At 37.1% G+C, this 24,038-nt stretch carries 22 protein-coding genes; 13 read left to right on the top strand and 9 right to left on the bottom strand.

Going from position 1 to position 24,038, the window contains the following annotated elements; all coding sequences use genetic code 11:
- The first annotated feature begins 8 nt into the window (after window positions 1-8).
- A complete protein-coding gene (gene purF, locus ACPT8O_RS07600; protein ID WP_021035016.1) occupies window positions 9-1,526 on the top strand; it encodes an amidophosphoribosyltransferase in 1,518 nt (505 codons plus the stop codon).
- A gap of 54 nt (window positions 1,527-1,580) precedes the next feature.
- Here purF and ACPT8O_RS07595 read toward each other — a convergent pair whose 3' ends face one another.
- Both ACPT8O_RS07595 and argR read right to left on the bottom strand, forming a co-directional pair.
- Window positions 1,581-2,471 (bottom strand): TIGR01777 family oxidoreductase, encoded by an 891-nt coding sequence (locus tag ACPT8O_RS07595; RefSeq protein ID WP_021035017.1) that lies wholly within the window; start codon window positions 2,469-2,471, stop codon window positions 1,581-1,583.
- A complete protein-coding gene (gene argR, locus ACPT8O_RS07590) occupies window positions 2,471-2,926 on the bottom strand; it encodes a transcriptional regulator ArgR (protein ID WP_005660473.1) in 456 nt (151 codons plus the stop codon). Before argR ends, ACPT8O_RS07595 begins: the two co-directional genes overlap by 1 nt.
- Before the next feature lie 206 nt (window positions 2,927-3,132).
- Between argR and mdh the strand changes: the two genes are divergently transcribed.
- Window positions 3,133-4,068: a malate dehydrogenase gene (gene mdh, locus ACPT8O_RS07585; protein WP_021035018.1), complete on the top strand. Its 936-nt coding sequence runs from the start codon at window positions 3,133-3,135 to the stop codon at window positions 4,066-4,068.
- 85 nt (window positions 4,069-4,153) lie between these two features.
- On the opposite strand, the gene lysS is transcribed toward mdh, so the two are convergent.
- The gene (lysS, locus tag ACPT8O_RS07580; RefSeq protein ID WP_021035019.1) at window positions 4,154-5,662 is read right to left on the bottom strand and encodes a lysine--tRNA ligase; all 1,509 of its coding nucleotides are present in this window, start codon (window positions 5,660-5,662) and stop codon (window positions 4,154-4,156) included.
- Between the two features lie 151 nt (window positions 5,663-5,813).
- Window positions 5,814-6,912, bottom strand: a protein-coding gene (gene prfB, locus ACPT8O_RS07575; protein ID WP_112071464.1) for a peptide chain release factor 2 whose coding sequence is annotated in 2 segments (ribosomal slippage) — window positions 5,814-6,836 and window positions 6,838-6,912 — 1,098 coding nt in all. Because the reading frame shifts where the segments join, the coding sequence is not laid out codon by codon here.
- Between the two features lie 132 nt (window positions 6,913-7,044).
- Between prfB and dsbC the strand changes: the two genes are divergently transcribed.
- The 4 genes from dsbC to ACPT8O_RS07555 all read left to right on the top strand — a co-directional run bounded on the left by dsbC (window position 7,045) and on the right by ACPT8O_RS07555 (window position 11,141).
- Window positions 7,045-7,734 (top strand): bifunctional protein-disulfide isomerase/oxidoreductase DsbC, encoded by a 690-nt coding sequence (dsbC, locus tag ACPT8O_RS07570; RefSeq protein ID WP_425613302.1) that lies wholly within the window; start codon window positions 7,045-7,047, stop codon window positions 7,732-7,734.
- A gap of 287 nt (window positions 7,735-8,021) precedes the next feature.
- Window positions 8,022-9,749 carry a single-stranded-DNA-specific exonuclease RecJ gene (recJ, locus tag ACPT8O_RS07565; protein WP_425613301.1) on the top strand — a complete coding sequence of 576 codons (1,728 nt, stop codon included), beginning with the start codon at window positions 8,022-8,024 and terminating at the stop codon, window positions 9,747-9,749.
- 4 nt (window positions 9,750-9,753) lie between these two features.
- On the top strand, window positions 9,754-10,449 hold the full coding sequence (locus ACPT8O_RS07560; protein WP_005689242.1) for a thiol:disulfide interchange protein DsbA/DsbL: 696 nt from the start codon (window positions 9,754-9,756) through the stop codon (window positions 10,447-10,449).
- Window positions 10,446-11,141, top strand: a complete 696-nt coding sequence (locus tag ACPT8O_RS07555) for a 5'-methylthioadenosine/adenosylhomocysteine nucleosidase (protein WP_425623320.1) — start codon at window positions 10,446-10,448, stop codon at window positions 11,139-11,141. The genes ACPT8O_RS07560 and ACPT8O_RS07555 overlap by 4 nt, the downstream gene beginning before the upstream one ends.
- Window positions 11,142-11,219: 78 nt before the next feature.
- On the opposite strand, the gene ACPT8O_RS07550 is transcribed toward ACPT8O_RS07555, so the two are convergent.
- The 4 genes from ACPT8O_RS07550 to pdxS all read right to left on the bottom strand — a co-directional run bounded on the left by ACPT8O_RS07550 (window position 11,220) and on the right by pdxS (window position 17,709).
- A complete protein-coding gene (locus ACPT8O_RS07550; protein WP_425613299.1) occupies window positions 11,220-14,027 on the bottom strand; it encodes a TonB-dependent receptor domain-containing protein in 2,808 nt (935 codons plus the stop codon).
- 287 nt (window positions 14,028-14,314) lie between these two features.
- Window positions 14,315-15,913, bottom strand: coding sequence for a lactate permease LctP family transporter (locus tag ACPT8O_RS07545; RefSeq protein WP_080228109.1), 1,599 nt, complete (start codon window positions 15,911-15,913; stop codon window positions 14,315-14,317).
- A 338-nt stretch (window positions 15,914-16,251) separates the two neighbouring features.
- Window positions 16,252-16,833, bottom strand: a complete 582-nt coding sequence (pdxT, locus tag ACPT8O_RS07540; RefSeq protein WP_021035026.1) for a pyridoxal 5'-phosphate synthase glutaminase subunit PdxT — start codon at window positions 16,831-16,833, stop codon at window positions 16,252-16,254.
- A complete protein-coding gene (gene pdxS, locus ACPT8O_RS07535; RefSeq protein ID WP_005667219.1) occupies window positions 16,834-17,709 on the bottom strand; it encodes a pyridoxal 5'-phosphate synthase lyase subunit PdxS in 876 nt (291 codons plus the stop codon).
- A gap of 168 nt (window positions 17,710-17,877) precedes the next feature.
- Here pdxS and cmk point away from each other — a divergent pair, with 168 nt between their 5' ends.
- From cmk to yciH, 7 genes are all read left to right on the top strand, one after another.
- Window positions 17,878-18,549 carry a (d)CMP kinase gene (gene cmk / locus ACPT8O_RS07530; RefSeq protein ID WP_021035027.1) on the top strand — a complete coding sequence of 224 codons (672 nt, stop codon included), beginning with the start codon at window positions 17,878-17,880 and terminating at the stop codon, window positions 18,547-18,549.
- A 102-nt stretch (window positions 18,550-18,651) separates the two neighbouring features.
- The gene (rpsA, locus tag ACPT8O_RS07525; protein ID WP_005667223.1) at window positions 18,652-20,301 is read left to right on the top strand and encodes a 30S ribosomal protein S1; all 1,650 of its coding nucleotides are present in this window, start codon (window positions 18,652-18,654) and stop codon (window positions 20,299-20,301) included.
- Window positions 20,302-20,423: 122 nt separating this feature from the next.
- Complete coding sequence (locus ACPT8O_RS07520; protein ID WP_005652932.1) at window positions 20,424-20,708, top strand: integration host factor subunit beta; 285 nt, start codon at window positions 20,424-20,426, stop codon at window positions 20,706-20,708.
- A 74-nt stretch (window positions 20,709-20,782) separates the two neighbouring features.
- Window positions 20,783-21,076 (top strand): LapA family protein, encoded by a 294-nt coding sequence (locus tag ACPT8O_RS07515; RefSeq protein WP_005652934.1) that lies wholly within the window; start codon window positions 20,783-20,785, stop codon window positions 21,074-21,076.
- The gene (gene lapB, locus ACPT8O_RS07510) at window positions 21,076-22,266 is read left to right on the top strand and encodes a lipopolysaccharide assembly protein LapB (RefSeq protein ID WP_021035029.1); all 1,191 of its coding nucleotides are present in this window, start codon (window positions 21,076-21,078) and stop codon (window positions 22,264-22,266) included. The genes ACPT8O_RS07515 and lapB overlap by 1 nt, the downstream gene beginning before the upstream one ends.
- Window positions 22,267-22,289: 23 nt before the next feature.
- Complete coding sequence (pyrF, locus tag ACPT8O_RS07505) at window positions 22,290-22,982, top strand: orotidine-5'-phosphate decarboxylase (protein ID WP_005657628.1); 693 nt, start codon at window positions 22,290-22,292, stop codon at window positions 22,980-22,982.
- Window positions 22,983-22,987: 5 nt separating this feature from the next.
- Complete coding sequence (gene yciH, locus ACPT8O_RS07500) at window positions 22,988-23,308, top strand: stress response translation initiation inhibitor YciH (RefSeq protein ID WP_005657626.1); 321 nt, start codon at window positions 22,988-22,990, stop codon at window positions 23,306-23,308.
- A 28-nt stretch (window positions 23,309-23,336) separates the two neighbouring features.
- Here the strand turns inward: yciH and hda are convergent, their stop codons facing one another.
- The gene (gene hda / locus ACPT8O_RS07495; RefSeq protein WP_005689548.1) at window positions 23,337-24,032 is read right to left on the bottom strand and encodes a DnaA regulatory inactivator Hda; all 696 of its coding nucleotides are present in this window, start codon (window positions 24,030-24,032) and stop codon (window positions 23,337-23,339) included.
- Between the last annotated feature and the right edge of the window lie 6 nt (window positions 24,033-24,038).

Raw genomic sequence — 24,038 nt, 5'->3', positions numbered from 1 at the left:
AACACAAAATGTGTGGTATTGTCGGTATTGTTAGCCAAAGTCCGGTTAATGAATCTATTTATGCAGCATTAACTCTTTTGCAACATCGTGGACAAGATGCGGCGGGTATTGTAACGGTTGATGATGAAAACCGTTTCCGCTTACGTAAAGCTAATGGCTTAGTCAGCGATGTGTTCCGTCAAGAGCATATGCTACGCTTGCAAGGAAATGCTGGATTAGGGCATATTCGCTATCCTACAGCGGGGAGTTCTAGCGTCTCAGAGGCACAGCCTTTTTATGTGAATTCTCCCTATGGTGTCACTTTGGTGCATAACGGCAACTTAACCAACTCAGTGGAGTTAAAAGAAAAAGTCTTTAAAACAGCTCGCCGCCATGTAAACACGAATTCAGATTCCGAACTTCTTCTTAATATTCTCGCTAACCATCTCGATCATATTCCTCAAGATCACCTAGATCCACAAGATATTTTCTATGCCGTTCGTAAAACACACAAGGATGTTCGTGGTGCTTATGCTTGTTTAGCGATGATTATTGGACATGGCATGGTTGCGTTTCGTGATCCTTTTGGTATTCGTCCTTTGGTGCTGGGTAAACGCGAAGAAAATGGCAAGACTGATTATATGTTTGCCTCTGAAACAGTGGCTTTAGATATTGTAGGTTTCGAGTTTGTGCGTGATATTGCTGCAGGTGAAGCCGTTTATGTGACATTTAATGGCGAGCTTTATTCGCAGCAATGCGCCGAAAGTGCGGTGTTAAATCCTTGTATTTTTGAGTATGTTTATTTTGCACGCCCAGATTCAACGATTGATGGCGTCTCGGTTTATGCTGCGCGTGTTCACATGGGCGAAAAACTCGGGCAAAAAATTGCAAAAGAATGGGCTGATGAAATTGATAATATTGATGTTGTCATTCCTATTCCTGAAACTTCAACAGATATTGCGTTACAAATAGCTCGTGTTCTAGGGAAGCCTTATCGCCAAGGATTTGTGAAAAATCGCTATGTTGGCCGTACCTTTATTATGCCAGGACAAGCACAGCGTATTAGTTCTGTTCGTCGCAAATTGAATACCATTAAAGCTGAATTTAAAGATAAAAACGTGTTATTGGTGGACGATTCTATTGTTCGAGGTACAACCTCTGAGCAAATTGTTGAAATGGCTCGCTCAGCTGGCGCGAAGAAAATTTACTTCGCCTCTGCTGCCCCAGAAATTCGTTATCCGAATGTATATGGTATTGATATGCCGAGCCGTGATGAACTGATCGCTTATGGACGAAATGTTGATGAAATTGCACATTTGATTGGCGTAGACAAATTAATTTTCCAAGATCTGACCGCACTTACTGAATCTGTTCAATTGGAAAATCCAGCCATTCAAGGTTTTGATTGTTCTGTTTTTACAGGCGAATATATTACAGGCGATATTAGCCCTGAATATCTTAATAAAATCGCAACTCAACGCAATGATAGTGCAAAGAAAAAACGAGAAAAACAAGCATCCAATCTTGAAATTTATAATGAACAATAAATGCTAGGCATTTAGAGGGATAAAAATCATCGTATTAAAAGTGCGGTGATTTTTTTATTTGTTTTTTAGGATGTCTTTTAGATAGTTTTCGCAATCAGCATATTGAAATTGGAATCCAGCGTTAAGTAATTTTTCAGGTACAACATTTTGACTTTCGAGTAATAGATTTGCTCGCTCGCCAAGAATGAAATGTAATAGCCATTTTGGAATGGTTGCAAAGGCAGGACGTTTTAATAGTTGAGCTAAGGTGCGGTTAAATTTATGCTGTTTTATAGACTTGGGGGCAGCGAAGTTAAACGCCCCTCTGCATTCTGAATGATCGAGTAAAAATAAAATGCCGTTTACCATATCTTCCAAAGCAATCCAAGGGAAATATTGCTCTCCCTTGCCCAGTTTACCGCCAAGTCCCCATTTGTATAAAGGCAACATTTTAGCAAGTGCGCCACCTTTTGTAGAAAAGACCATGCCTGTTCTAATCAAACAAACTCTAGCATGTGCTTGTCGTGCAATATTTTCCCAATCTTGGCATAATTGTGCAGTGAAGGTTTTTGCTGTTTTGCTTGTTTCGGTAATTTTTTGTTCGTCTTGATCGCCGTAAATTCCTGTTGCTGAACCTGAAATAAAAATTGGGTATTGCTGATACTGATTGATGAATTCAACCAGTTGAGTAGTGAGGCTTAAACGACTTTCTCGTAAAATAGATTTCTGGTTTTTCGACCAAACTTTATGAAAAATTGGCTCGCCAGCAAGATTGATGATGGCATCAAACTGTTCTTGTAAATCGAGTTCTGAAAGTGCGGTAATAAATTTGATGTTTTTGTGCTTTGAGAGAGTGTGCGGCGAACTTGAGCGCGTTAAGATCGTCACTTGTTCATTGCGTAAACAGAGTTGTTCGACAAGTGCTTTGCCGATAAGTCCTGTTCCTCCCGTTAATAGAATATTCATTACAATGTGTTTTCAAATAAACGTTGGATATTTTGCAATAATTCGTCGATAGGTTTATCGTTTGTGGGCGTGACAAAAATAGTATCATCGCCTGCGATAGTACCTAAAATGCCTTCTGATTTTCCAATGGAATCAAGTAATCGTGCAATTAATTGAGCAGCACCGGGCGTCGTTTTTATTACGATTAACATCGCATTGTGATCAACATCTAAGACAAGATTTTTTAATGGACTACTGGTATTGGGAACACTTAATTCATTTGGTAAGCAATAGACCATTTCCATTTTGGTATTACGGGTGCGAACCGCACCAAATTTGCTGAGCATTCTTGATATTTTTGATTGATTAATACCAGTAAAGCCTTGTTTTTTTAAGGCATCGACAATTTCACTTTGAGAACCAAAGCGTTCTTGGTTGAGTAATTCTTTAAAAGCGCGAGTTAAATTCTCAGTCATCTTTATTTTTCAATAGTCAAAATTTGCATAAGAATTGCATAAAAATTCACTTTCATCAACTGAAATATGAATAAGAACAAAGAGAAGAAAATATTTATCTCAGAAATGTGAACTAGATCATAGAATGATATTTCTCTATTTGTAATTGTAAGATGAACATTTTAAAATCAGTCTGTTTTAAATTAACTAACACATAAGGAGTATTTATGAAAGTTGCTGTATTAGGTGCCGCAGGTGGTATTGGTCAAGCATTAGCGTTATTACTAAAACTTCAGTTGCCAGCAGGTACCGACTTAGCATTGTATGATATTGCCCCTGTTACCCCAGGTGTTGCAGTGGATGTGAGCCATATTCCAACGGCAGTGAATGTGAAAGGTTTTTCTGGTGAAGATCCAACTCCAGCACTTGAAGGTGCGGATGTTGTATTAATTTCTGCTGGTGTTGCACGTAAACCTGGTATGGATCGTTCAGATTTATTCAATATTAATGCAGGTATCGTGCGTGGTTTAATTGAAAAAGTCGCGGTTACTTGTCCGAAAGCATGCGTTGGTATCATCACTAACCCAGTAAATACTACCGTTGCGATTGCGGCTGAAGTGCTGAAAAAAGCAGGCGTTTACGACAAACGTAAATTATTTGGTGTGACAACTTTAGACGTGTTACGTTCTGAAACCTTTGTGGCTGAATTAAAAGGTTTAAATGTTTCTCGTACAAGCGTTCCTGTTATTGGTGGTCACTCAGGTGTGACTATTCTTCCATTACTTTCTCAAGTTCAATATGCAAAATGGAATGAAGAAGAAATCGAACCATTAACAAAACGTATCCAAAATGCAGGTACAGAAGTGGTCAATGCAAAAGCGGGTGGCGGTTCTGCAACTCTTTCAATGGCACAAGCTGCAGCACGTTTTGCGCGTTCTTTAGTGAAAGGATTAAGTGGCGAGACAGTGGTTGAATGTACTTATGTTGAAGGTGACGGCAAATATGCTCGTTTCTTCTCTCAGCCAGTTCGTTTAGGTAAAGAAGGTGTAGAAGAAATTTTACCAATTGGCCCATTAAGCAATTTTGAACAACAAGCCTTAGAAAATATGTTGCCAACTTTACGTGCAGATATTGAATTAGGCGAAAAATTTATTAATGGTTAATCATTAAAAAATAAGGGGGAGTTAGCTCCCTTTTTTATGTTTCGATAAAAAAGCCACCATTTGGTGGCTTTTGTTTATATCTTTATTATTTCTGACGCATTGCAGGGAATAAGATCACATCACGAATTGACGGTGCATTTGCATAAAGCATCGCCAAGCGGTCGATACCTAAACCTTCCCCAGCTGTTGGTGGTAAGCCGTGTTCTAGTGCAACAACAAAGTCTTCATCTTTAAACATCGCTTCATCGTCGCCCGCTTCTTTTGCGGCAACCTGTGCATCAAAACGTTCATTTTGATCTTCTGCATCATTTAATTCTGAGAAACCATTACCGATTTCACGGCCACCGATAAATAGCTCAAAACGATCTGTTACATCAGGATTTTCATCATTACGACGTGCAAGTGGCGAAATTTCCGCAGGGTGAGCCATTAAGAAGGTTGGTTGAATTAAGTGATGTTCAGCTACTTCTTCAAAGATTGCGTTCACAATGCTGCCTAAGCCCCAAGATTTTTGTACTTCAATACCTAAGCGTTCTGCCGTGGCTTTTGCACGATCAAAGTCATATAAATCTTCTTTTACGATACCTTTGTTTGCACCATATTTAATGGTTGCATCGTGTAATGTAATACGCTCAAATGGTTTGCCGAAGTCAAATTCTAAATCACCGTATTTCACAATGGTTGTACCAAGAATATCAATCGCTAATTTACGAAGAAGTTCTTCGGTGTTATCCATTAAATCGTGGTAATCTGCATAGGCTTGATAGTATTCAAGCATAGTAAATTCTGGATTATGACGAACAGAAACCCCTTCATTACGGAAGTTACGGTTTAATTCAAATACTCGTTCAAACCCACCAACGACTAAGCGTTTTAAATAAAGTTCAGGTGCGATACGTAAATACATATCCACATCTAATGCATTATGATGAGTCACGAAAGGACGTGCAGATGCACCGCCTGGAATCACTTGTAACATTGGCGTTTCCACTTCCATAAAGCCTTTAGAAATGAAATATTCACGAATACCCGCGACAACTTTAGAACGAATAATAAAAGTGCGGCGAGATTCTTCGTTAGAAATTAAATCTAAATAACGTTGGCGATAACGAACTTCTTGGTCGGTTAAACCATGGAATTTGTCTGGTAATGGGCGAAGTGCTTTAGTTAAAAGTTGAACTTCCGTAGTTTTAACGGTGAGTTCATCAGTTTTTGTTTTAAATAAAGTGCCTTTAACGCCAACGATATCACCTAAATCCCAAGTACCAACGTCATCTTTATAAACGCCTTCAGGCAAATTATCGCGTGCAATGTAAAGCTGGATTTTACCGCTCATATCTTGAATAGTGATAAAAGTTGCTTTACCCATTGCACGGCGAGTCATAATACGACCAGCAACTTGTACTTCAATGCCTTTTTCTTTTAAGATTTCCCCGTCTTCTGCATCATATTGATTGTGTAAATCTTGTGCGAGAGTATCACGACGAAACTTGTTTGGAAATGCATTACCTTTTGTACGTAATGCGGCTAATTTTTCACGACGAACGAGCATTTCGCCATTGAGATCTAATTCTTTAACTTCTTGTTCTGACATATTGTTTACCTTTTTTATAAATTAATAAGAAATTTTTATTTTCTTTGTTTACTTTAGGAGCTGTCGAAGACTAAAGGAAATATATTATCGAAAGCCCCCTTCCGTTGCTTCGCGCCACTTTCCCCCGTAAACAGGGGAAGGCAAGAAATTTCTACAAGCCCGCTTTTAAACTCGCTTCAATAAATCGATCTAAATCCCCGTCTAATACGGCTTGCGTATTACGGTTTTCTACGCCAGTACGCAAATCTTTAATGCGTGAATCGTCTAATACATAAGAGCGAATTTGGCTTCCCCAACCAATGTCGGATTTATTATCTTCCATTGCTTGTTTATCTGCATTTTTCTTCTGTAATTCAAGCTCATACAATTTCGCTTTTAATTGTTTCATTGCTTGATCTTTGTTCTTGTGCTGTGAACGGTCGTTTTGACATTGCACAACTATGCCGCTTGGCATATGGGTAATTCGCACCGCACTTTCAGTTTTGTTTACGTGCTGCCCACCTGCCCCTGATGCACGATAAACATCAATACGTAAATCAGCTGGATTGATTTCAATATCAATATCGTCATCAATTTCAGGATAGACAAATGCCGCACTGAATGATGTGTGACGACGGTTATTGGAATCAAATGGACTTTTACGCACTAAGCGATGAATCCCCGTTTCTGTTCGTAACCAACCAAAAGCATATTCACCGCTCACTTTAATGGTTGCCGATTTCAATCCAGCTACATCGCCGTCAGATACTTCCATCAGTTCAGTTTTAAAACCTTTGCTTTCAGCCCAACGGAGATACATACGGAGCAACATTTCTGTCCAATCTTGAGCTTCCGTACCGCCAGAACCAGCTTGTAAGTCCACATAGCAATCGCAAGCATCATGTTCGCCACTAAACATTCGACGGAACTCTAATTTTTCGAGTTGTTGTTCAAGTTCATTTAATTCAGCTACCGCTTCATTGAAGGTGTCTTCGTCTTCTGCTTCGATGGCAAGTTCTAATAATCCATCAACGTCTTCTAAACCTTGTTCTAAATTTTTGATGGTATTTACAACTTGTTCTAAAGAAACGCGTTCTTTACCAAGTGCTTGGGCTTTATCTGGATCATTCCAAACATCTGGCTGTTCTAATTCCCCATTGACTTCTTCTAAACGCTCAACTTTGGCATCGAAGTCAAAGATACCCCCGAAGCACTGAAGTGCGGTCAGATAAATCGATGATTTTATTTTTTACAGGATTGATTTCAAACATAATAAATTCACTGTGTGATAAAGTGTGGAATTATATGCTATTTTCTGATTTTTGGATAGTTTGACCTTGCAGAAATTAGCAATCTCTCTATAATTTTAGACTTTCTCACTCAAGCTAATTTAGGAACAAAAAATGAAGAAAATTTTTACCGCACTTTTGTGCGTGGCTGCGGCTAATGCAATGGCAGATGATGCGGCAATTAAACGCAAATTACAGTCTTTTAATGTATCAAATATTGCTATTAAATCTTCGCCGATTTCAGGCATTAAAACGGCTGTCACGGATCAAGGTATATTCTATGTGAGCGAAGATGGAAAATATCTTTTTGAAGGTAAACTTTATGAACTCACAAATAATGGCCCTGTTGATGTCGCAGGTAAAATTTTAGTGGATAAACTTAATTCTTATAAAAACGAGATGATTGTTTATCCTGCGAAAAATGAAAAACACGTAGTAACAGTATTTATGGATATTACCTGCCATTATTGCCATTTGTTACATCAGCAATTAAAAGAATATAACGATCTTGGCATTACCGTACGTTATTTAGCTTTCCCTCGTGCAGGTATGAATAATCAAACGGCGAAACAAATGGAAGCGATTTGGACGGCGAAAGATCCCGTTTTTGCTTTAAATGAAGCAGAAAAAGGCAATTTACCAAAAGAAGTTAAAATGCCAAATATCGTGAAAAAACATTATGAATTAGGTATTCAATTTGGTGTACGAGGAACACCAAGTATTGTTACCTCAACAGGTGAGCTTATTGGCGGTTATTTAAAACCTGCTGATTTATTAAGAGCTCTTGAAGAAACAGCACAATAATTTTATAATAAAGAGCAAGGGGCAGTTGCCTACCCCTTGTGTTTAGTCGGTTATGCTTAATATGCTGGGGAGCTTAAAAGCATTAACAACACAAAAATTATGATATAAATGCATAATTTAGGCATCATTAAAATCCTTAGCTGACACAATAGTTAGACTAATGGTCAGTAGGGCTTTTAACCCCTGTCAGCATTCAGGGTTAAAAGCCCTGACCGACAGGAAAAAGTATAGATAAAAGAGCTGTTGATTTCAACAGCTTTTTGCTTTTAGGTATGAATTAATATCCAGTGAAAAAACTTATCAAACGCCGTGAAATTCAAATTGGAAATTCTGTTTCAAATCATCCCTTATTAGATCGCCTTTATCGCGCTCGTCATATTCAAAACACCAAAGAATTAGACCGCACTTTGAAATCAATGCTCAATCCAAATCAGTTATATGGCATTGAGCAAGCGGTAAATTTATTAGTGGAAGCCTATCAACAACAGCAAAAAATTGTGATTGTTGGGGATTTTGATGCTGATGGTGCAACGAGTACAGCATTGAGTGTGCTGGCTTTAAGACAACTTGGCTTTTCTGATGTGGATTACCTTGTGCCAAATCGATTTGAACAGGGTTATGGCTTGAGTATTCCCGTGGCTGAAATGGCAATTGAAAAGGGCGTTCAGCTTTTAATGACGGTGGATAATGGCGTTTCATCTTTTGACGGTGTGGCATTTTTGAAAGAAAAAGGCATTCGAGTTTTAGTCACGGATCATCATTTACCCCCCGAAACTTTGCCGCCAGCCGATGCGATTGTTAATCCTAATTTAAGTCAGTGTGGTTTTCCTTCAAAATCCTTGGCAGGTGTGGGTGTGGCATTTTATTTGATGTTAGCCGTACGAGCAAAATTTCGTGAACTCGGTATTTTTACGGCAGAAACACAACCTAATTTTACTGATTTGCTCGATCTGGTGGCACTAGGCACTATAGCTGATGTTGTTCCTTTGGATCAAAATAATCGTATCCTTGCTTATCAAGGTTTAATGCGTATCCGTGCTAGACATTGCCGTCTCGGTATTATTGCGTTGGCAGAAGTGGCTAACCGTAATGTTGAACAGTTTACTTCAAGTGATCTCGGTTTTTGTATCGGACCTCGTTTAAATGCGGCAGGGCGTTTAGATAATATGTCGATTGGGGTAGAGCTTTTGCTGGCGAACGAAATGTCAAAAGCCAGAGAATTAGCTTTAGATCTCGATCAGCTTAACCAAACGCGTAAAGAAATTGAAGCGGGTATGAAGCTTGAGGCAATAAAAATTTGTCAAAATCTTACCGCACTTTTTAAAGAGTTACCCTATGGTATTACGCTTTATCAATCTGATTGGCATCAAGGCGTATTAGGCATTGTGTCATCAAGGATTAAGGATCAATATCATCGTCCAGTGATTGCCTTTGCACAAGATAGTGAGGGAATTTTGAAAGGTTCCGCGCGTTCTATTGAGGGGTTACATATGCGTGATGTTCTGGAGCGTATTCATTCGCAACATCCTAATATGATTTTAAAATTTGGCGGACACGCAATGGCGGCAGGCTTGAGTATTCGCGAAGAACATTTTGCGGATTTCCAACATATTTTTAATCAAACCGTTGCCGATTGGCTTGATGAAGAACATCTACAAGGTGTAATTTGGACAGATGGCGAACTAAATTCAAATGAATTTAATCTTGAAACGGCAGAGTTGATAAAATCGGTAGGCACTTGGGGGCAAGGGTTTCCTGAGCCTTGCTTTGATGGCGAATTTAAAATTTTAGACCAGCGCGCAATTGGGCAAAATAAAAATCATCTAAAAATGTTGCTAGAACCGAAACAAGGTGGGGTTTTATTAGATGCGATTGCGTTTAATATTAATACAAGATTGTATCCTGATCTTTCAATTAAACAGGCTCGTTTAGCCTATAAATTAGATATTAACGAATTTCGTGGCAATCGTAGCCTACAATTATTGGTAGATTATATTGAGCCGATAGATGAGTGATAGAATGAAATTAAAGGGAATATTGGCATTTTGTTTGCTTTTTTTATCGTCGTTTGTTTTAGCAGAAGTCAATCAGAAAGAATTTTCAGTGCAAAATTCTCCGCACTTGCCATCACGGGATACGATCTATTTTGAAGATGGACGGGATTATTTTTCTTATAAAGAACCTATCGAACAAGCGTCTCGAACCGATAAAAAAATCCGCATTCAATTCTTTTTTGATTATGATTGTCGAGTATGTTCTTCAGCGCAGGATATTTTAGAGCTTTATAGTCAAATACGCACATATAAAGTTGTGTTGGAACAATATCCTATTGCAACTGCCGATAGCCAGTTTAGTGCACGTATTTTTTATACTTTGCAAGCATTAAGTGCGGGCGAATTATCCAATGTTTTGTTATTTGAAACTTCAGAAAAATCCCGTTATACAGAATTGTCCACATCAAATAAAATTCAACAATGGGCAGAAAAACAAGGGCTAGATAAGCAGTTATTTATTCAAACTGAAAATTCACAAAGCGTAAAAGAACAGATCCAAAATGCGATTGAATTGACGGAAGAATATGGTGTTTTTACCTATCCTTATGTTGTCATTGGTGGAAAATATGTACTCACTGCAAGTACGCTTTATAACGATGATTATAGCGTAGCAGTGTTAGATTTTTTGGTAAATAAAATAGAACAGGAACAAAAACAATGAAAATAGGAATTGTTGGTGCAATGGCACAAGAAGTCGAAATTTTAAAAAATTTAATGGCTGATAGAACGGAAACTCGAGTAGCAAGTGCGGTCATTTTTGAAGGTAAAATTAACGGTAAAAATGTTGCCTTATTGCAATCAGGCATTGGCAAAGTGGCAGCTGCCATTGGCACGACGGCGTTATTGCAATTAGCCAAACCAGACTTAGTAATCAATACTGGTTCTGCAGGTGGGGTCGCAAAAGGCTTGAAAGTGGGGGATATTGTAATTTCTGATGAAACACGCCACCACGATGCGGATGTGACCGCTTTTGGCTATGAAAAAGGGCAGTTACCTGCTAATCCTGCTGCATTTTTATCGGATAAAAAATTAGCAGATCTCGCTCAAGAAATTGCAGAAAAGCAAGGACAATCGGTAAAACGTGGTTTAATTTGCTCTGGCGATAGTTTCATTAATAGCGAAGACAGAATCGCACAAATAAAAGCAGATTTTCCCAATGTGACGGGGGTTGAAATGGAAGCCACAGCGATTGCGCAAGTTTGTTATGCTTTTAATGTGCCTTTTGTGGTGGTTCGTGCTATTTCTGATGGCGGCGATGGCAAAGCAAGTATATCTTTTGAAGAGTTTTTGCCATTGGCGGCGAAGCAGTCTTCCGCATTAGTGTTAGAGATGATAGATAGACTGTCGTCATAATCTTTTCATAAGATCAAAAATTTCATAAACATTATTGAAAAGGCATAGCTTATTAGCTATGCCTTTTATATGAACTCTCTAGAATTTATAGTTCAAACTCAGAATATAAGTTCTTCCACGTGCAAAGTTATAAAGCACAGTTTTATCTTTTCCTCCATCTTCACAAGTATTACCTTTACTACAAATTGAATCATTTAAGCTTGAATAATATCTTTGCGAAGCCGCATCATTTCCAGCATCTAACGGATCAACATAACGTTTATCTAATAGATTTTGTACTTCCGCTTTAATAATCAAATCTTTGATTGGTTCATAGCTGACGTGTAAATCTAAAATAATCGGTTGTTTTTTAATCTCTTCTGTTTTTTTCACGGCATAGTAAGTTCTGTCGCCCGCAGTATAGTTTTCATAGCGAGAGCCATTGATATATTCTTCTTCAATTGTCGCACGTTTACTTTTTCCATAATAACGAGCTGCCATACCCAAAGTTAATTTTTTATCAAACCAACGTGTACCAAGCTCTAATCTGCCGTAGTCTTTTGGTAGCATTGAAACACGAGATAAGCCATAACCTTGTTTCAAAATATCTTCTTTTGAAGCATTATTCGGACGTGGGCTGGCATCGGCATAATTGGTTGGCTGATTAGTACGTTGATAAGCGTAAGAGACATTCGCAAAAAAACGCCCCATATCATAATTTAACTCTAACTCGGCACCGCTTTTTTTCACGATAGGTTGATAATTTTGATGTGCGATATTAAAGCGAAAACCATTCGTGGCTGCCCAATCAGGTACCTTACCATTTCTCCACCAAACACCGTAAACATTATGGATATAGTTTTTAATAAAGCTACGATAACCCACTAATTTGATACCTAGCACATCGTCTTGAGTGAATAGACCTTTCTTATAAGTATTAAAGCCTAGTTGATAGGTGTCAGATTGTTCAGGTTTTAATGCCGTGTTTACCCCTGCATCAGACACTTGAGAGAAAAACATCTCTTGAATATTCGGCATTCTGTGTGTGCGTGAATAAGTGAAAAATGGCATAAAATAATCGCTTAGTTCCGCACTTAATGTAGCAGAGTGATTGAATGCCTTTTTATGCCCTGATTTATGCAAAATCGGTTCCGCTGTAGTTTCATATCCAACATACTCACCATTAAACGCATAATGGATAAAATTCACGCTGTAATTTAAATGATAAATGCCTTTAGAAAGTGCGGTATCAAAATAGACCGTTTTAAATTTTTGCTTGCCAGAAGGTTGTAAAATCACTGAACGTTGGGGTAGTAAACCTTGGGCACCTTTAAGTCGTCCTAAATTACTGTAGTTACCTCGATCATGTGAAGCATCGTTATAAAACAAACTTAATTCTTCTGGAAAACGGTTTTTACTGTATTCATTGGTAAAATAGTTAAAACCTAATGTGGTTTTTAAATCGATTTCTTTTGGCAACAAGAAAGTATGGCTGTTGTTTATATCAACAATATTTGCGACATTTTTGGTAATAAGTTTATCTGCCACTTGCCAGCCAGCAAAAAAACCACCTTTAGGATAAATGGTTTTACCAATGTTATGTGCAGCCATTAAATTAAGATCGAGATAGTTGTTATTATTGAAGTTATAATTGACTTGGTAATTACGGTTTTCAATTTTGCGAGAACCAATTTTATTATCCAATGTACGTATTTGCGCTCCTAAATTTTGGTGATCATCGCCATATTCAAATTTTAACAAATGGCTACGGGAGCGTGATTGCAAACTACCCGGTTCAATAGGGGCGACGCTATATTGATCTTTATTACGTTCAAAGCTTTCATCAGTTTCTTTTATGTCTTCTTGTAATTTTGGTATCTTTTCTGGGTTTTTGTGTTGTTCTAATTCTTCGAGAATTTTTTTTCTATCCTGATTTTTATAAATATTTTGCTTGATCTCGTTTTCACCGTTTTTTTTAATATGAGTAATACAATTTGACTCGGTCCATATTTCTTCTGTGTCTCCCGTTAAAGGATTAGAGGTTTTTGTTTTTTCTGTACTTCCATGAAATTTTGGAGAGGAGGCATTACAAGACCAATGATTTTTGTTTAAATCAGGTGCCCATTGCCCTGCATGATTTAAAATATAACCCGCATTACGAAAATAAGCTTCTTTTTCTTTCGCGAGAATATCCTGCCCTAATGATGCTAATCGTTCTCCGCCACCGATACGATAATCTTGTGAAACTTCACGTTGGCTATAACCATATACCACGCCTACATAGCCACCGTTATCAAGCCATTTTCTGCCTGCAGCCATTGTCATAAAATTGGATTTAGTAGCATTACTTCCTGTCATTCCTTTCAGAATAATGCCAAATGGTTTGTCATCGGTAATAACATCATTAACGCCTAATGTTCTAAAATTAGCACTGCCTGCTAACGCATTTATACCGCTTGATCCTGAAAAGTTGCTTTTATTAACATCTACACCTGCAATAAAATTAGGATCGATTGCCGCACCAAATTGAGAACTTCCGCCTGATTGACCAGAGTCTAAGGCTGTAGAATAGAAAGTCTGTGTTACACCATCAACCATCGTATTGACACGACCTAATCCATTTTCGCCACGAATATTTACAGAAACCACACCCGAGCCTTTATCTTGCTGAGTAAATGCTCCAGGAATGCTCCGAATGACTTGGTCAATGGTTTGGGTTTCCTTAAAGACATTTTCACGGGTACTTTTGGCTTTGGCTTCAGTGAAAGGTTTTTTATCATTTGATATCACTTTTTCTACGACATCAATTTGTCCTAATGTTTCTTCGGCTTGAGCTTGTGTAATCGTCATACCGATTGTATTGATTAGGCTAAGTGTAATTAAATTTAATTTTATAGCTTTCTTCATTATAGTTCCTATTTATTTTTGAGAAGGATTACGATTATCCATTTTATAAGAGGGATTTCAAGGAATGATTTAATGAAAATACCTAAAAATAATGAAAAAAATTAATTTTTAGAGAGGAAATATGTTGAGAAGATAAAGAAAAAGAAAGTTTGGTTTTTGCGAAATGGAGAAATTTATTCGCAAAATCAACCGCACTTTAATGGGTTAAAGGTTAGTTTTGATAGTAGAAATATAAAAGAGAAAAATAGGAAATGACCGCAAAAGTGCGGTCATTTTTGGCGTAAATTTTATAGATTATAAAATAAAGGTACTAAGAACAGCGCGCCAAGTGCGGCAATAATACCGTAAACGATCATAGGTATAATGGTTTTCTTAATAATTGTGCCTTCTTGGTTTGAAATATTTAACACAGAACTTACCGCTACAATGTTATTGATACATACCATATTTCCCATTGCCCCACCGACAGATTGTAAAGCAAGAACAAGTGCGACAGAAATGCCAGTTGTTTCTGCGGTAGAAAGTTGAACACTACCAAATGTTAGGTTGGATACGGTATTTGAACCTGAGAAAAACGATCCAATCGCACCTAAGAAAGAGGAGAAAATAGTCCAGTTACTACCAGAAATTTCAGCAAAAGTTCGACCAATAATTTTTACCATAGAATGTTCGCCACCCACTAACATTAGGTTTACCATCACTAAGGCACCAACTAAGGCAATAAATGGATTTTTAGATTGTTGTAAACTTGATACAAAAATCTGTTTAACATTTGAACTGGAAATTTTAAAGAAAGGAATCGCAATTAGCACTGTAATGACAAATGGAATCAATGCGGGTACGTAAAGAAGTTTATAGCTTGATGAAACATTTGAGCCAAAAATATTTTTTAAGCTAAAGATTAAACCTTTACTAATTTCAAATAATCCTAACGAACCTAATGTGGTTGAGAACCAAATAGTTGCGTCATTCATCATTGCTTTGAATGGTAATTGATGAATACGAGTCACAATTAAAAATGCAATAAGTAAACCTGTAGGGAATAATGCTTTAACTACTTCTCCCGTACTTACCGCATTATTATCAAGGGTATTTGTTACTTTTGCTAAACCAATATTGCGATTAGCAGCCCATACAGAGATAAATAAGCCGATTGCCCCCCCAACGAGTGATGGAAATTCGTAATTGACTTGAGCAATCAAGAAATAAGGTACTACGCAACCCAGTACGCTAATATAGATAAATACGATGTTTTTACGAATATCATCCCAACTTACTAAGATACGAAGTGCTAATAATGGGATAAGAAGTGCAGCAACGGAGTGTATAAATGCTGTAATAGACCCAATTTCTAAAATCATATTTTCTGATAATTTTAAAGCACCAAAACCAAACCAAGTTGGTGTACCTACCGCACCAAAGGATACGGGAACTGAGTTCATAATCAGTGCCAACATCGCCACTTTTAATGGATGAAAACCTAATCCCACTAAAATAGGTGCAGCAATTGCCGCTGGTGTACCAAAACCACTTGCACCTTCGATCATAAAGGCAAACGCCCAACCAATAATCATTAATTGTGCAACGGGATTTGGATTAATATTTCCTAACCATTTTCGCATAATATTTGTTGCGCCTGAAATTTCAGAGAAACGGTTAAAGAGAATCGCACCAAAAATTACTGTAATAGGAGTTTGTACCGCAACAATTGCAGAAACAACATTTGCACTAATAGTGACAATATCTGTATTAAAGTGTAAAAGATGAACGCCCATAACTAATGTCGCAATCCAAGGTAAGGCAACATAAGAAGGTAGCGCGTTTCTTTTTACCATAAGATAAATCAGTAAAACGATAGGAAAAATACTTAGAATAAAAGACAGCATAAAATATCCTCAAAGTTAGAGTAAAAGATGTGATGATTTTATGGATTTATATAAAAAAATCATATACCTATTTTAAGAAAATGTGATCAATATCTCATAAAATTTAACATTTTGTTTTCATTTTTTACATTTTTATTACTAATTTTTATTTATCCGATAATTAATAGAATAAAATGAAATATTGATTAGATGGATAGATAAAAATATACGTGCTGAATAAGCCAAGGAATAGTGGTAATAATCAAAACAAGGAGAAACTATCCGAGACTTGGAGAAAGGTGTAGAGTGGCAGAGATAATTTCAATACTATCCAAGTAACAAATTGAGAAAATATTTTCTCAACTTGTTACTTTACATATATCAATAAAGTACTTATGCAAACTCATGTTATTTGTTAATTCAGGATGAAATGATGTTACCAGCATATTCTTTTCTTGAGCTGCAACGATTTTATTATTTACCGTTGCAAGAATATTGACTTTTTTACCAACACTACTGATAACAGGTCCTCTGATAAAAGTCATAGGAATTTTACCAACCCCTTTGCAATCTGCTTCTGTATAGAAACTTCCTAATTGGCGTCCATAGGCATTCCTCTCAACTACAATGTCCATCGTTCCAAAATGACTCTCTTTCTGAGAAGTAATCTCTTTAGCCAACAGAATCAAACCAGCACAAGTTCCAAAGACAGGAAAGCCAGAAGAGATAGCTTGTTTCATCGGTTCCAGCATATGCAGCTCTCTTAAAAGTTTTCCTATGGCGGTTGACTCACCGCCAGGCAGAATCAAACCTGATAAATCACTGTAATATTGTTGAAAATTTTTTAAATTTCTCAGTTCGACACTTTCAATTCCTAATTTTTCTAGCATTCGTGCATGTTCCGCAAAGGCACCTTGTAGAGCTAATATTCCGATTTTCATTTATTTTCCTCGCTCGGCCATGAGAATTTGGATTTCATTTTCATTGATACCAACCATGGCTTCACCTAAATCTTCGGAGATTTGTGCTAGGATTTGTGGATTTCGATAGTTAGTTACAGCTTTGACAATAGCGCTCGCACGTTTTATAGGATCTCCTGACTTAAAAATACCTGAACCAACAAAGACTCCCTCTGCGCCAAGTTGCATCATCAAGGCTGCATCTGCTGGAGTTGCAATTCCTCCAGCTGCGAAGTTGACAACTGGCAATTTCCCATGGTTATGGACGTATTGAACCAATTCTACAGGAACTTGTAAATCTTTGGCAGCAACATAGAGTTCGTCCTCACGTAAATTTTGAATGCGACGAATTTCTTGATTCATCATGCGCATATGGCGAACAGCTTGGACGATATCTCCTGTTCCTGGTTCTCCTTTTGTACGAATCATTGAAGCCCCTTCAGCGATACGACGCAAGGCCTCGCCCAAATCCTTGGCACCACATACAAAAGGTACTTGGAATTCTTTCTTGTCCACATGGAAACGGTTGTCAGCTGGAGAAAGCACTTCACTTTCATCGATATAGTCAATTTCAATAGCTTCCAAAATCTGAGCTTCAACGAAATGTCCAATTCTAACTTTTGCCATAACTGGAATGCTAACTGCTCCTTGGATTTCCTTGATCATCTTAGGATCGCTCATGCGAGAGACACCTCCAACAGCACGAATATCTGCAGGAATTCGTTCCAAAGCCATCACTGCAGCTGCACCAGCAGCTTCTGCAATGCGAGCTTGCTCAGGGTTTTGAACATCCATGATAACTCCACCTTTGAGCATCTGTGCTAAGTTTTTATTTAGTTCATAACGATTTTCAGCCATTTCTTTGTCCTCATTATTTGATTATTTGTATTGATAGCTACGTTTTTTATTGTAATGTAGAAAAGTCTTTAGAACAAGTTTGAAAAGCTAGTAATAATCTCTAGGATGGTAATGAGGGGCAATTGTCTCTATAATGCGCAAAATTTTGATAATGAAAGGATAATTTGTATGGGAATGATTATTACTGTTGATGGGCCTAGTGGTGCTGGGAAAGGGACGCTTTGTTACGCGTTGGCTGAAAAGTTGGGCTATGCACTGTTGGATAGTGGGGCGATTTATCGCGTTACTGCATTGGCAGCGTTGCAACGTAAAACTGATCTAGCAAATGAAACAGATTTAGCAGAATTAGCACGTCATTTAGATATTCAATTTATTCCTCAAAATGGCGAGGTAAACATTTTGCTTGCAGGAATGGATGTGAGCCGTTTAATTCGCACGCAAGAAGTGGCAGATGCTGCGTCAAAAGTAGCAGTCTTTCAAAAAGTGCGGTCAGCTTTATTACAACTTCAGCAAGATTTTGCGAAAAATGATGGATTAATTGCGGATGGTAGAGATATGGGAACAGTTGTATTCCCAAATGCACAAGTAAAATTATTTTTAGATGCAAGTGCTGAAGAACGTGCAAAAAGACGCTATAAACAGTTGCAAAATAAAGGAATAAATGGTAACTTTGCACAGATTTTAGCCGAGATAAAAGAGCGTGATCTTCGTGATAGAAATCGTGAAGTTGCGCCGCTAAAACCAGCAGATGATGCTTTATTATTGGATAGCACAGCCTTGAGTATCGATGAAGTGATCGATAAGGCGTTAGCTTATATTCAAGAAAAGGTATCAGTTTAGATTTAACTGTTTGTTCAAGGAAGAATAAGCATTTATCCTCAACCCCGCATTTTATGGATTTTAATGTGGATGTTATTAACTTAAATTAAGAAGATTATTTATATGTCAGAATCTTTTGCTCAACTTTTTGAAGAATCATTAAAAGGCCTTGAAACTCGTCAAGGTTCAATCGTTGGCGGTACTGTAGTAGCTATCCAAAAAGGCTTTGTGCTTGTTGATGCAGGTTTAAAATCTGAGTCTGCAATTCCAGTTGCTGAATTTTTAAATGCACAAGGCGAACTTGAAATCCAAGTTGGCGATACTGTAAATGTTGCTTTAGATGCAGTTGAAGATGGTTTCGGCGAAACTAAACTTTCTCGTGAGAAAGCTGTTCGTCACGAATCTTGGATTGAATTAGAAAAAGCTTACGAAGAAAAAGCGACCGTTATCGGTTTAATCAACGGCAAAGTGAAAGGTGGCTTCACAGTTGAGTTAAACGGTGTTCGTGCATTCTTACCAGGTTCTTTAGTTGATACTCGTCCAGCGCGTGAAGCAGATCACTTACTTGGTAAAGAATTAGAATTCAAAGTAATCAAATTAGATCAAAAACGTAACAACGTTGTTGTTTCTCGTCGTGCAGTAATTGAATCTGAAAACAGCCAAGAACGTGAACAAGTATTAGAAAATCTTGTTGAAGGTTCAGAAGTTAAAGGTATCGTTAAAAACTTAACTGAGTACGGTGCATTCGTTGATTTAGGCGGTGTTGATGGTTTATTACACATCACAGATATGGCTTGGAAACGTGTTAAACACCCAAGTGAAATCGTAAATGTTGGCGATGAAGTAACTGTTAAAGTATTAAAATTCGATAAAGATCGTACTCGCGTATCTTTAGGCTTAAAACAATTAGGTCAAGATCCATGGGCAGCAATTGCTGAAAATCATCCAGTAAACAGCAAATTAACAGGTAAAGTAACTAACTTGACTGACTATGGCTGTTTCGTTGAAATCTTAGATGGCGTTGAAGGTTTAGTTCACGTTTCTGAAATGGATTGGACTAATAAAAATATCCACCCATCTAAAGTGGTTAGCTTAGGCGATACTGTAGAAGTAATGGTATTAGAAATTGATGAAGAACGTCGTCGTATTTCTTTAGGCTTAAAACAATGTAAAGCTAACCCTTGGACTCAATTTGCTGATACTCACAACAAAGGCGATAAAGTAACGGGTAAAATCAAGTCTATCACTGATTTCGGTATCTTCATCGGTCTTGAAGGTGGTATCGATGGTTTAGTTCACTTATCTGATATTTCTTGGAGTATTTCAGGCGAAGAAGCTGTTCGTCAATACAAAAAAGGTGACGAAGTGTCAGCTGTTGTATTAGCTGTTGATGCAGTAAAAGAACGTATCTCTTTAGGTATTAAACAACTTGAAGAAGATCCATTCAATAACTTCGTCGCAATCAACAAAAAAGGTGCGGTAGTATCTGCAACTGTTGTTGAAGCAGATGCTAAAGGTGCTAAAGTTGAATTAGCAGGTGGTGTTGAAGGTTATATCCGTTCTGCTGATTTAACAAATGAAGTAGCTGTTGGCGATGTTGTTGAAGCGAAATATACTGGGGTAGATCGTAAATCTCGTATTGTTCACTTATCAGTGAAAGCAAAAGATCAAGCTGAAGAAGCTGCGGCAGTTGCAAGTGTAAATAACAAACAAGAAGATATTGTTATTCCAAATGCAATGGCTGAAGCATTTAAAGCAGCTAAAGGTGAATAATTAATTCACGTAATAAGGCTGGGCTGATGTCCAGCCTTATTTGTTAGGAGTTATTGCTAATATATTTGTGTAATTTATTATCAATAGATCTTAATTTAAATAATATTAAGGAAGCATAGACGATGACTAAGTCAGAACTTATAGAAAAATTGTTAGCAAAACAGCCGACTTTACCTGCAAAAGAAATTGAAAATATGGTAAAAGATATTTTAGAGTTTATTTCTCAATCTCTTGAAAATGGTGATCGTGTTGAAATTCGAGGTTTTGGTAGCTTTTCTTTACATCATCGGCAACCACGTTTGGGAAGAAATCCGAAAACAGGCGATTCAGTAAACTTATCAGCTAAGTCTGTTCCATATTTTAAAGCGGGTAAAGAATTAAAAGCTCGAGTGGATGTTCAGGCTTAATTGATTAAAATTTAATTAAAATATTTTTGATTAAAAAGTTTATTTTGGGTTACAAATATTTTAAAGGAAATGAAATGATTAAATATATTTTAGGCATTGTGATCTTTATTGCTATTGTGTTAGTTGCAATTACCATTGGTGCGAATAACGATCAGATTATTACATTTAATTATATTGTGGCAGAAAGTCAGTTTCAGCTTTCAAGCCTCGTTGCTATTTTATTTGGGTTAGGTTTAATTCTTGGTTGGTTAATTACTGCTTTTTTCTATATTAAGTTAAAATTAAAAAATATGGCATTAGCTCGTCAAGTGAAACGTCAGACTTTACAAATCAATGAATTGACGACTACGCGCGATAAGGTCGCTTAATGATAGAATTACTCTTTCTATTATTGCCTATTGCTGCTGCCTATGGCTGGTATATGGGGCGGCGTAGTGCGAAGAAAGATCAAGATGACATAAGTAATAAACTCTCCCGAGATTATGTTACGGGAGTGAATTTTTTACTTTCTAATCAAACTGATAAAGCTGTAGATTTGTTTTTAGATATGTTGCAAAAGCAAGAAATCGAAAATGAAATCGAAAGCCACTCCCAATTTGAAGCCGAGCTTACACTTGGCAATCTGTTTCGTTCTCGAGGCGAAGTTGATCGTGCATTGCGTATTCATCAAGCTTTAGATCTTAGTCCTAATTATACTTTTGAACAAAAATTACTTGCAAAACAACAGCTTGCTCGAGATTTTATGGTGGTTGGTTTTTTTGACCGAGCTGAGAATCTTTATATTTTACTAGTAGATGAACCTGAATTTGCAGAAAATGCTTTACAGCAACTTTTAGTGATTTATCAAAAAACAAAAGAATGGAAAAAAGCAGTCAATATTGCTGAAAAACTCGCTAAAATAAAGCCACAAGAGAATAATATTGAACTTGCGCAATGTTATTGTGAATATTCACAAAGTTTAGAGCCTGAAAGTGCGGTTGAAAAACGCAGTGTTTTACAAAAAGCTTTGTCGGTTTCTCCGACTTGTGTTCGTGCTTCTTTATTACTTGCAAATTTAGCAATGCTTGACGGTCAATATCAACAAGCAGCAAAAATACTAGAAAAAGTTTTGGAGCAAAATCCAGATTATACGGGTGAAATTTTGTCACCTTTAAAACATTGTTACGAAGAATTAAATCAGTTAGATAATTTTGAGTTATTTTTAATTCGTGCAGGTCAAATTATTAATAATGATGAAGTAGAACTAGCTCTAGTCAAATTAATTGAAGAAAAAGATGGTAAGTCTGCTGCGCAAGCTAAGCTTTATCAACAACTTACAAAAAATCCAAGTACTTTAATTTTCCATCGTTTTATGCAGTATCAAATTGATGATGCAGAAGACGGGCGGGGAAAAGAAAGCTTAATTTTATTACATAAAATGGTTGGCGAAAGGATTAAGCAAACATCGCCTTATCGTTGTGCAAATTGTGGTTATCAAATTCATAAGCTATTGTGGAATTGCCCATCTTGCCGTCAATGGGAAAGTATTAAACCGGTTTCAAATCAAGAACATAATTAATTGATACTCAGTGAGGTAACATTATGACAAGCAAAATTATTGTGGCATTGGATTATGAGAAAGAAGCAGAGGCTCTTGCTTTAGTTGATCAAATTGATCCAAGTTTGTGTCGATTAAAAGTGGGTAAAGAAATGTTTACTACACTTGGTATTAATTTTGTAAAACAATTACATCAACGTAACTTTGATGTTTTTTTGGATCTTAAATATCACGATATTCCAAATACGGTAGCAAGAGCAGTTCGTTCTGCTGCTGATTTAGGCGTATGGATGGTGGATTTACACGCAAGTGGTGGTTTGCGTATGATGGAAGAGGCGAAGAAAATTCTTGAACCTTATGGGAAAGATGCACCATTGCTTATTGCCGTGACGGTATTAACCAGTATGGAAGATTTGGATTTATTACAAATTGGGATTAATGCATCGCCAATGGAACAAGTTTTACGCTTAGCTCATTTAACCCAACGGGCGGGTTTAGATGGTGTAGTCTGTTCCCCTCAAGAAGTTGAAATTTTACGTAATACTTGTGGTAAAGAGTTTAAATTAGTTACACCGGGGATTCGTCCAATAGGAACTGATTTTGGCGATCAACGACGTGTGATGACGCCTACTGCAGCAATTCGTGCAGGTTCAGATTATTTAGTTATTGGACGCCCAATAACTCAAGCGGATAATCCTGCGGAGGTTCTCCGTTCTATTAATGTATCTATTGGGTAATCATAATGTCAGATTCTGTTTTAGTGTATTCAACAGATGTGGGGCGAATTAAAGAGGAAAAGGCTTCTGTAGTTCGCCCAAAAGGAGACGGTGTTGTACGTATCCAAAAACAAACAAGTGGTAGGAAAGGTGCTGGCGTATCGGTTATAACTGGTTTAGATTTATCTGACGAGGATTTGAAAAAATTAGCTGTAGAATTAAAGAAACGTTGTGGATGTGGCGGATCAGTTAAAAATGGTATTATTGAAATTCAAGGGGAAAAACGAGATTTGCTCAAGCAATTATTAGAGCAAAAAGGGTTTAAAGTTAAATTATCAGGTGGATGATTAAAAAGGCACATTAGTGCCTTTTTTGTTATAGGTTTAAAATTTCTTTGACGAAAGGAATTGTGAGATTTCGTTGTGCTTGCAATGATGCTTTATCTAGTAGATCAAGTGCTTCAAATAAAGTATGCATATCTCGTGCTAGTCGTGTAATTAAAAAATTTGCAGTTTCGTCAGATAATTGGAATCCTCGTTGGTAAGCTGTATGCTGTAGTACTTCGACTTTTTGTTCATCTGTTAATGAATTTAATTGATAAATTTCCCCCCAAGTCAAGCGAGAGTTTAAATCAGGTAATTTTACAGAAAGTGCGGAGGGAGATTTATCTGCACTAATTAGTAACAGCGTTTTTCCGCTTGCTTTAATTCGATTGAATAGATCAAAAATAGCTAATTCCCATTCATCATTTCCTATGACGCTTTGTAAATCATCTAAGCATACCAATTCTTGCTGTTCTAAATTTTCAAGAACTGCGGTAGAAAAATATTGAGATTTGCTAAGGGGTACATAAATAGCAGTACGTTGATTGATTAAATATTCGTTACTGAATGCTCTAAGTAAATGGGTTTTACCAGAGCCTTTATCTCCCCAAATGTAGAAAAACGGTTGTTTTAAATCAGATGAATTTTTGCGTAAAGAATCGAGCAATAAAAGATTATTATCGCCGTAAAAGTTTTCTAATGTGGCATCATCAATTTGATGAATGGGTAAGGGAAGCTGCTTATTCAAATGTTT

Source organism: Haemophilus sp. HN_Hi08 (genome assembly GCF_049824455.1).
Taxonomy (GTDB): domain Bacteria; phylum Pseudomonadota; class Gammaproteobacteria; order Enterobacterales; family Pasteurellaceae; genus Haemophilus; species Haemophilus influenzae_D.
Note: the sequence above shows the minus strand (reverse complement) of the source record. Positions and strands in the feature narration are given on the sequence as shown.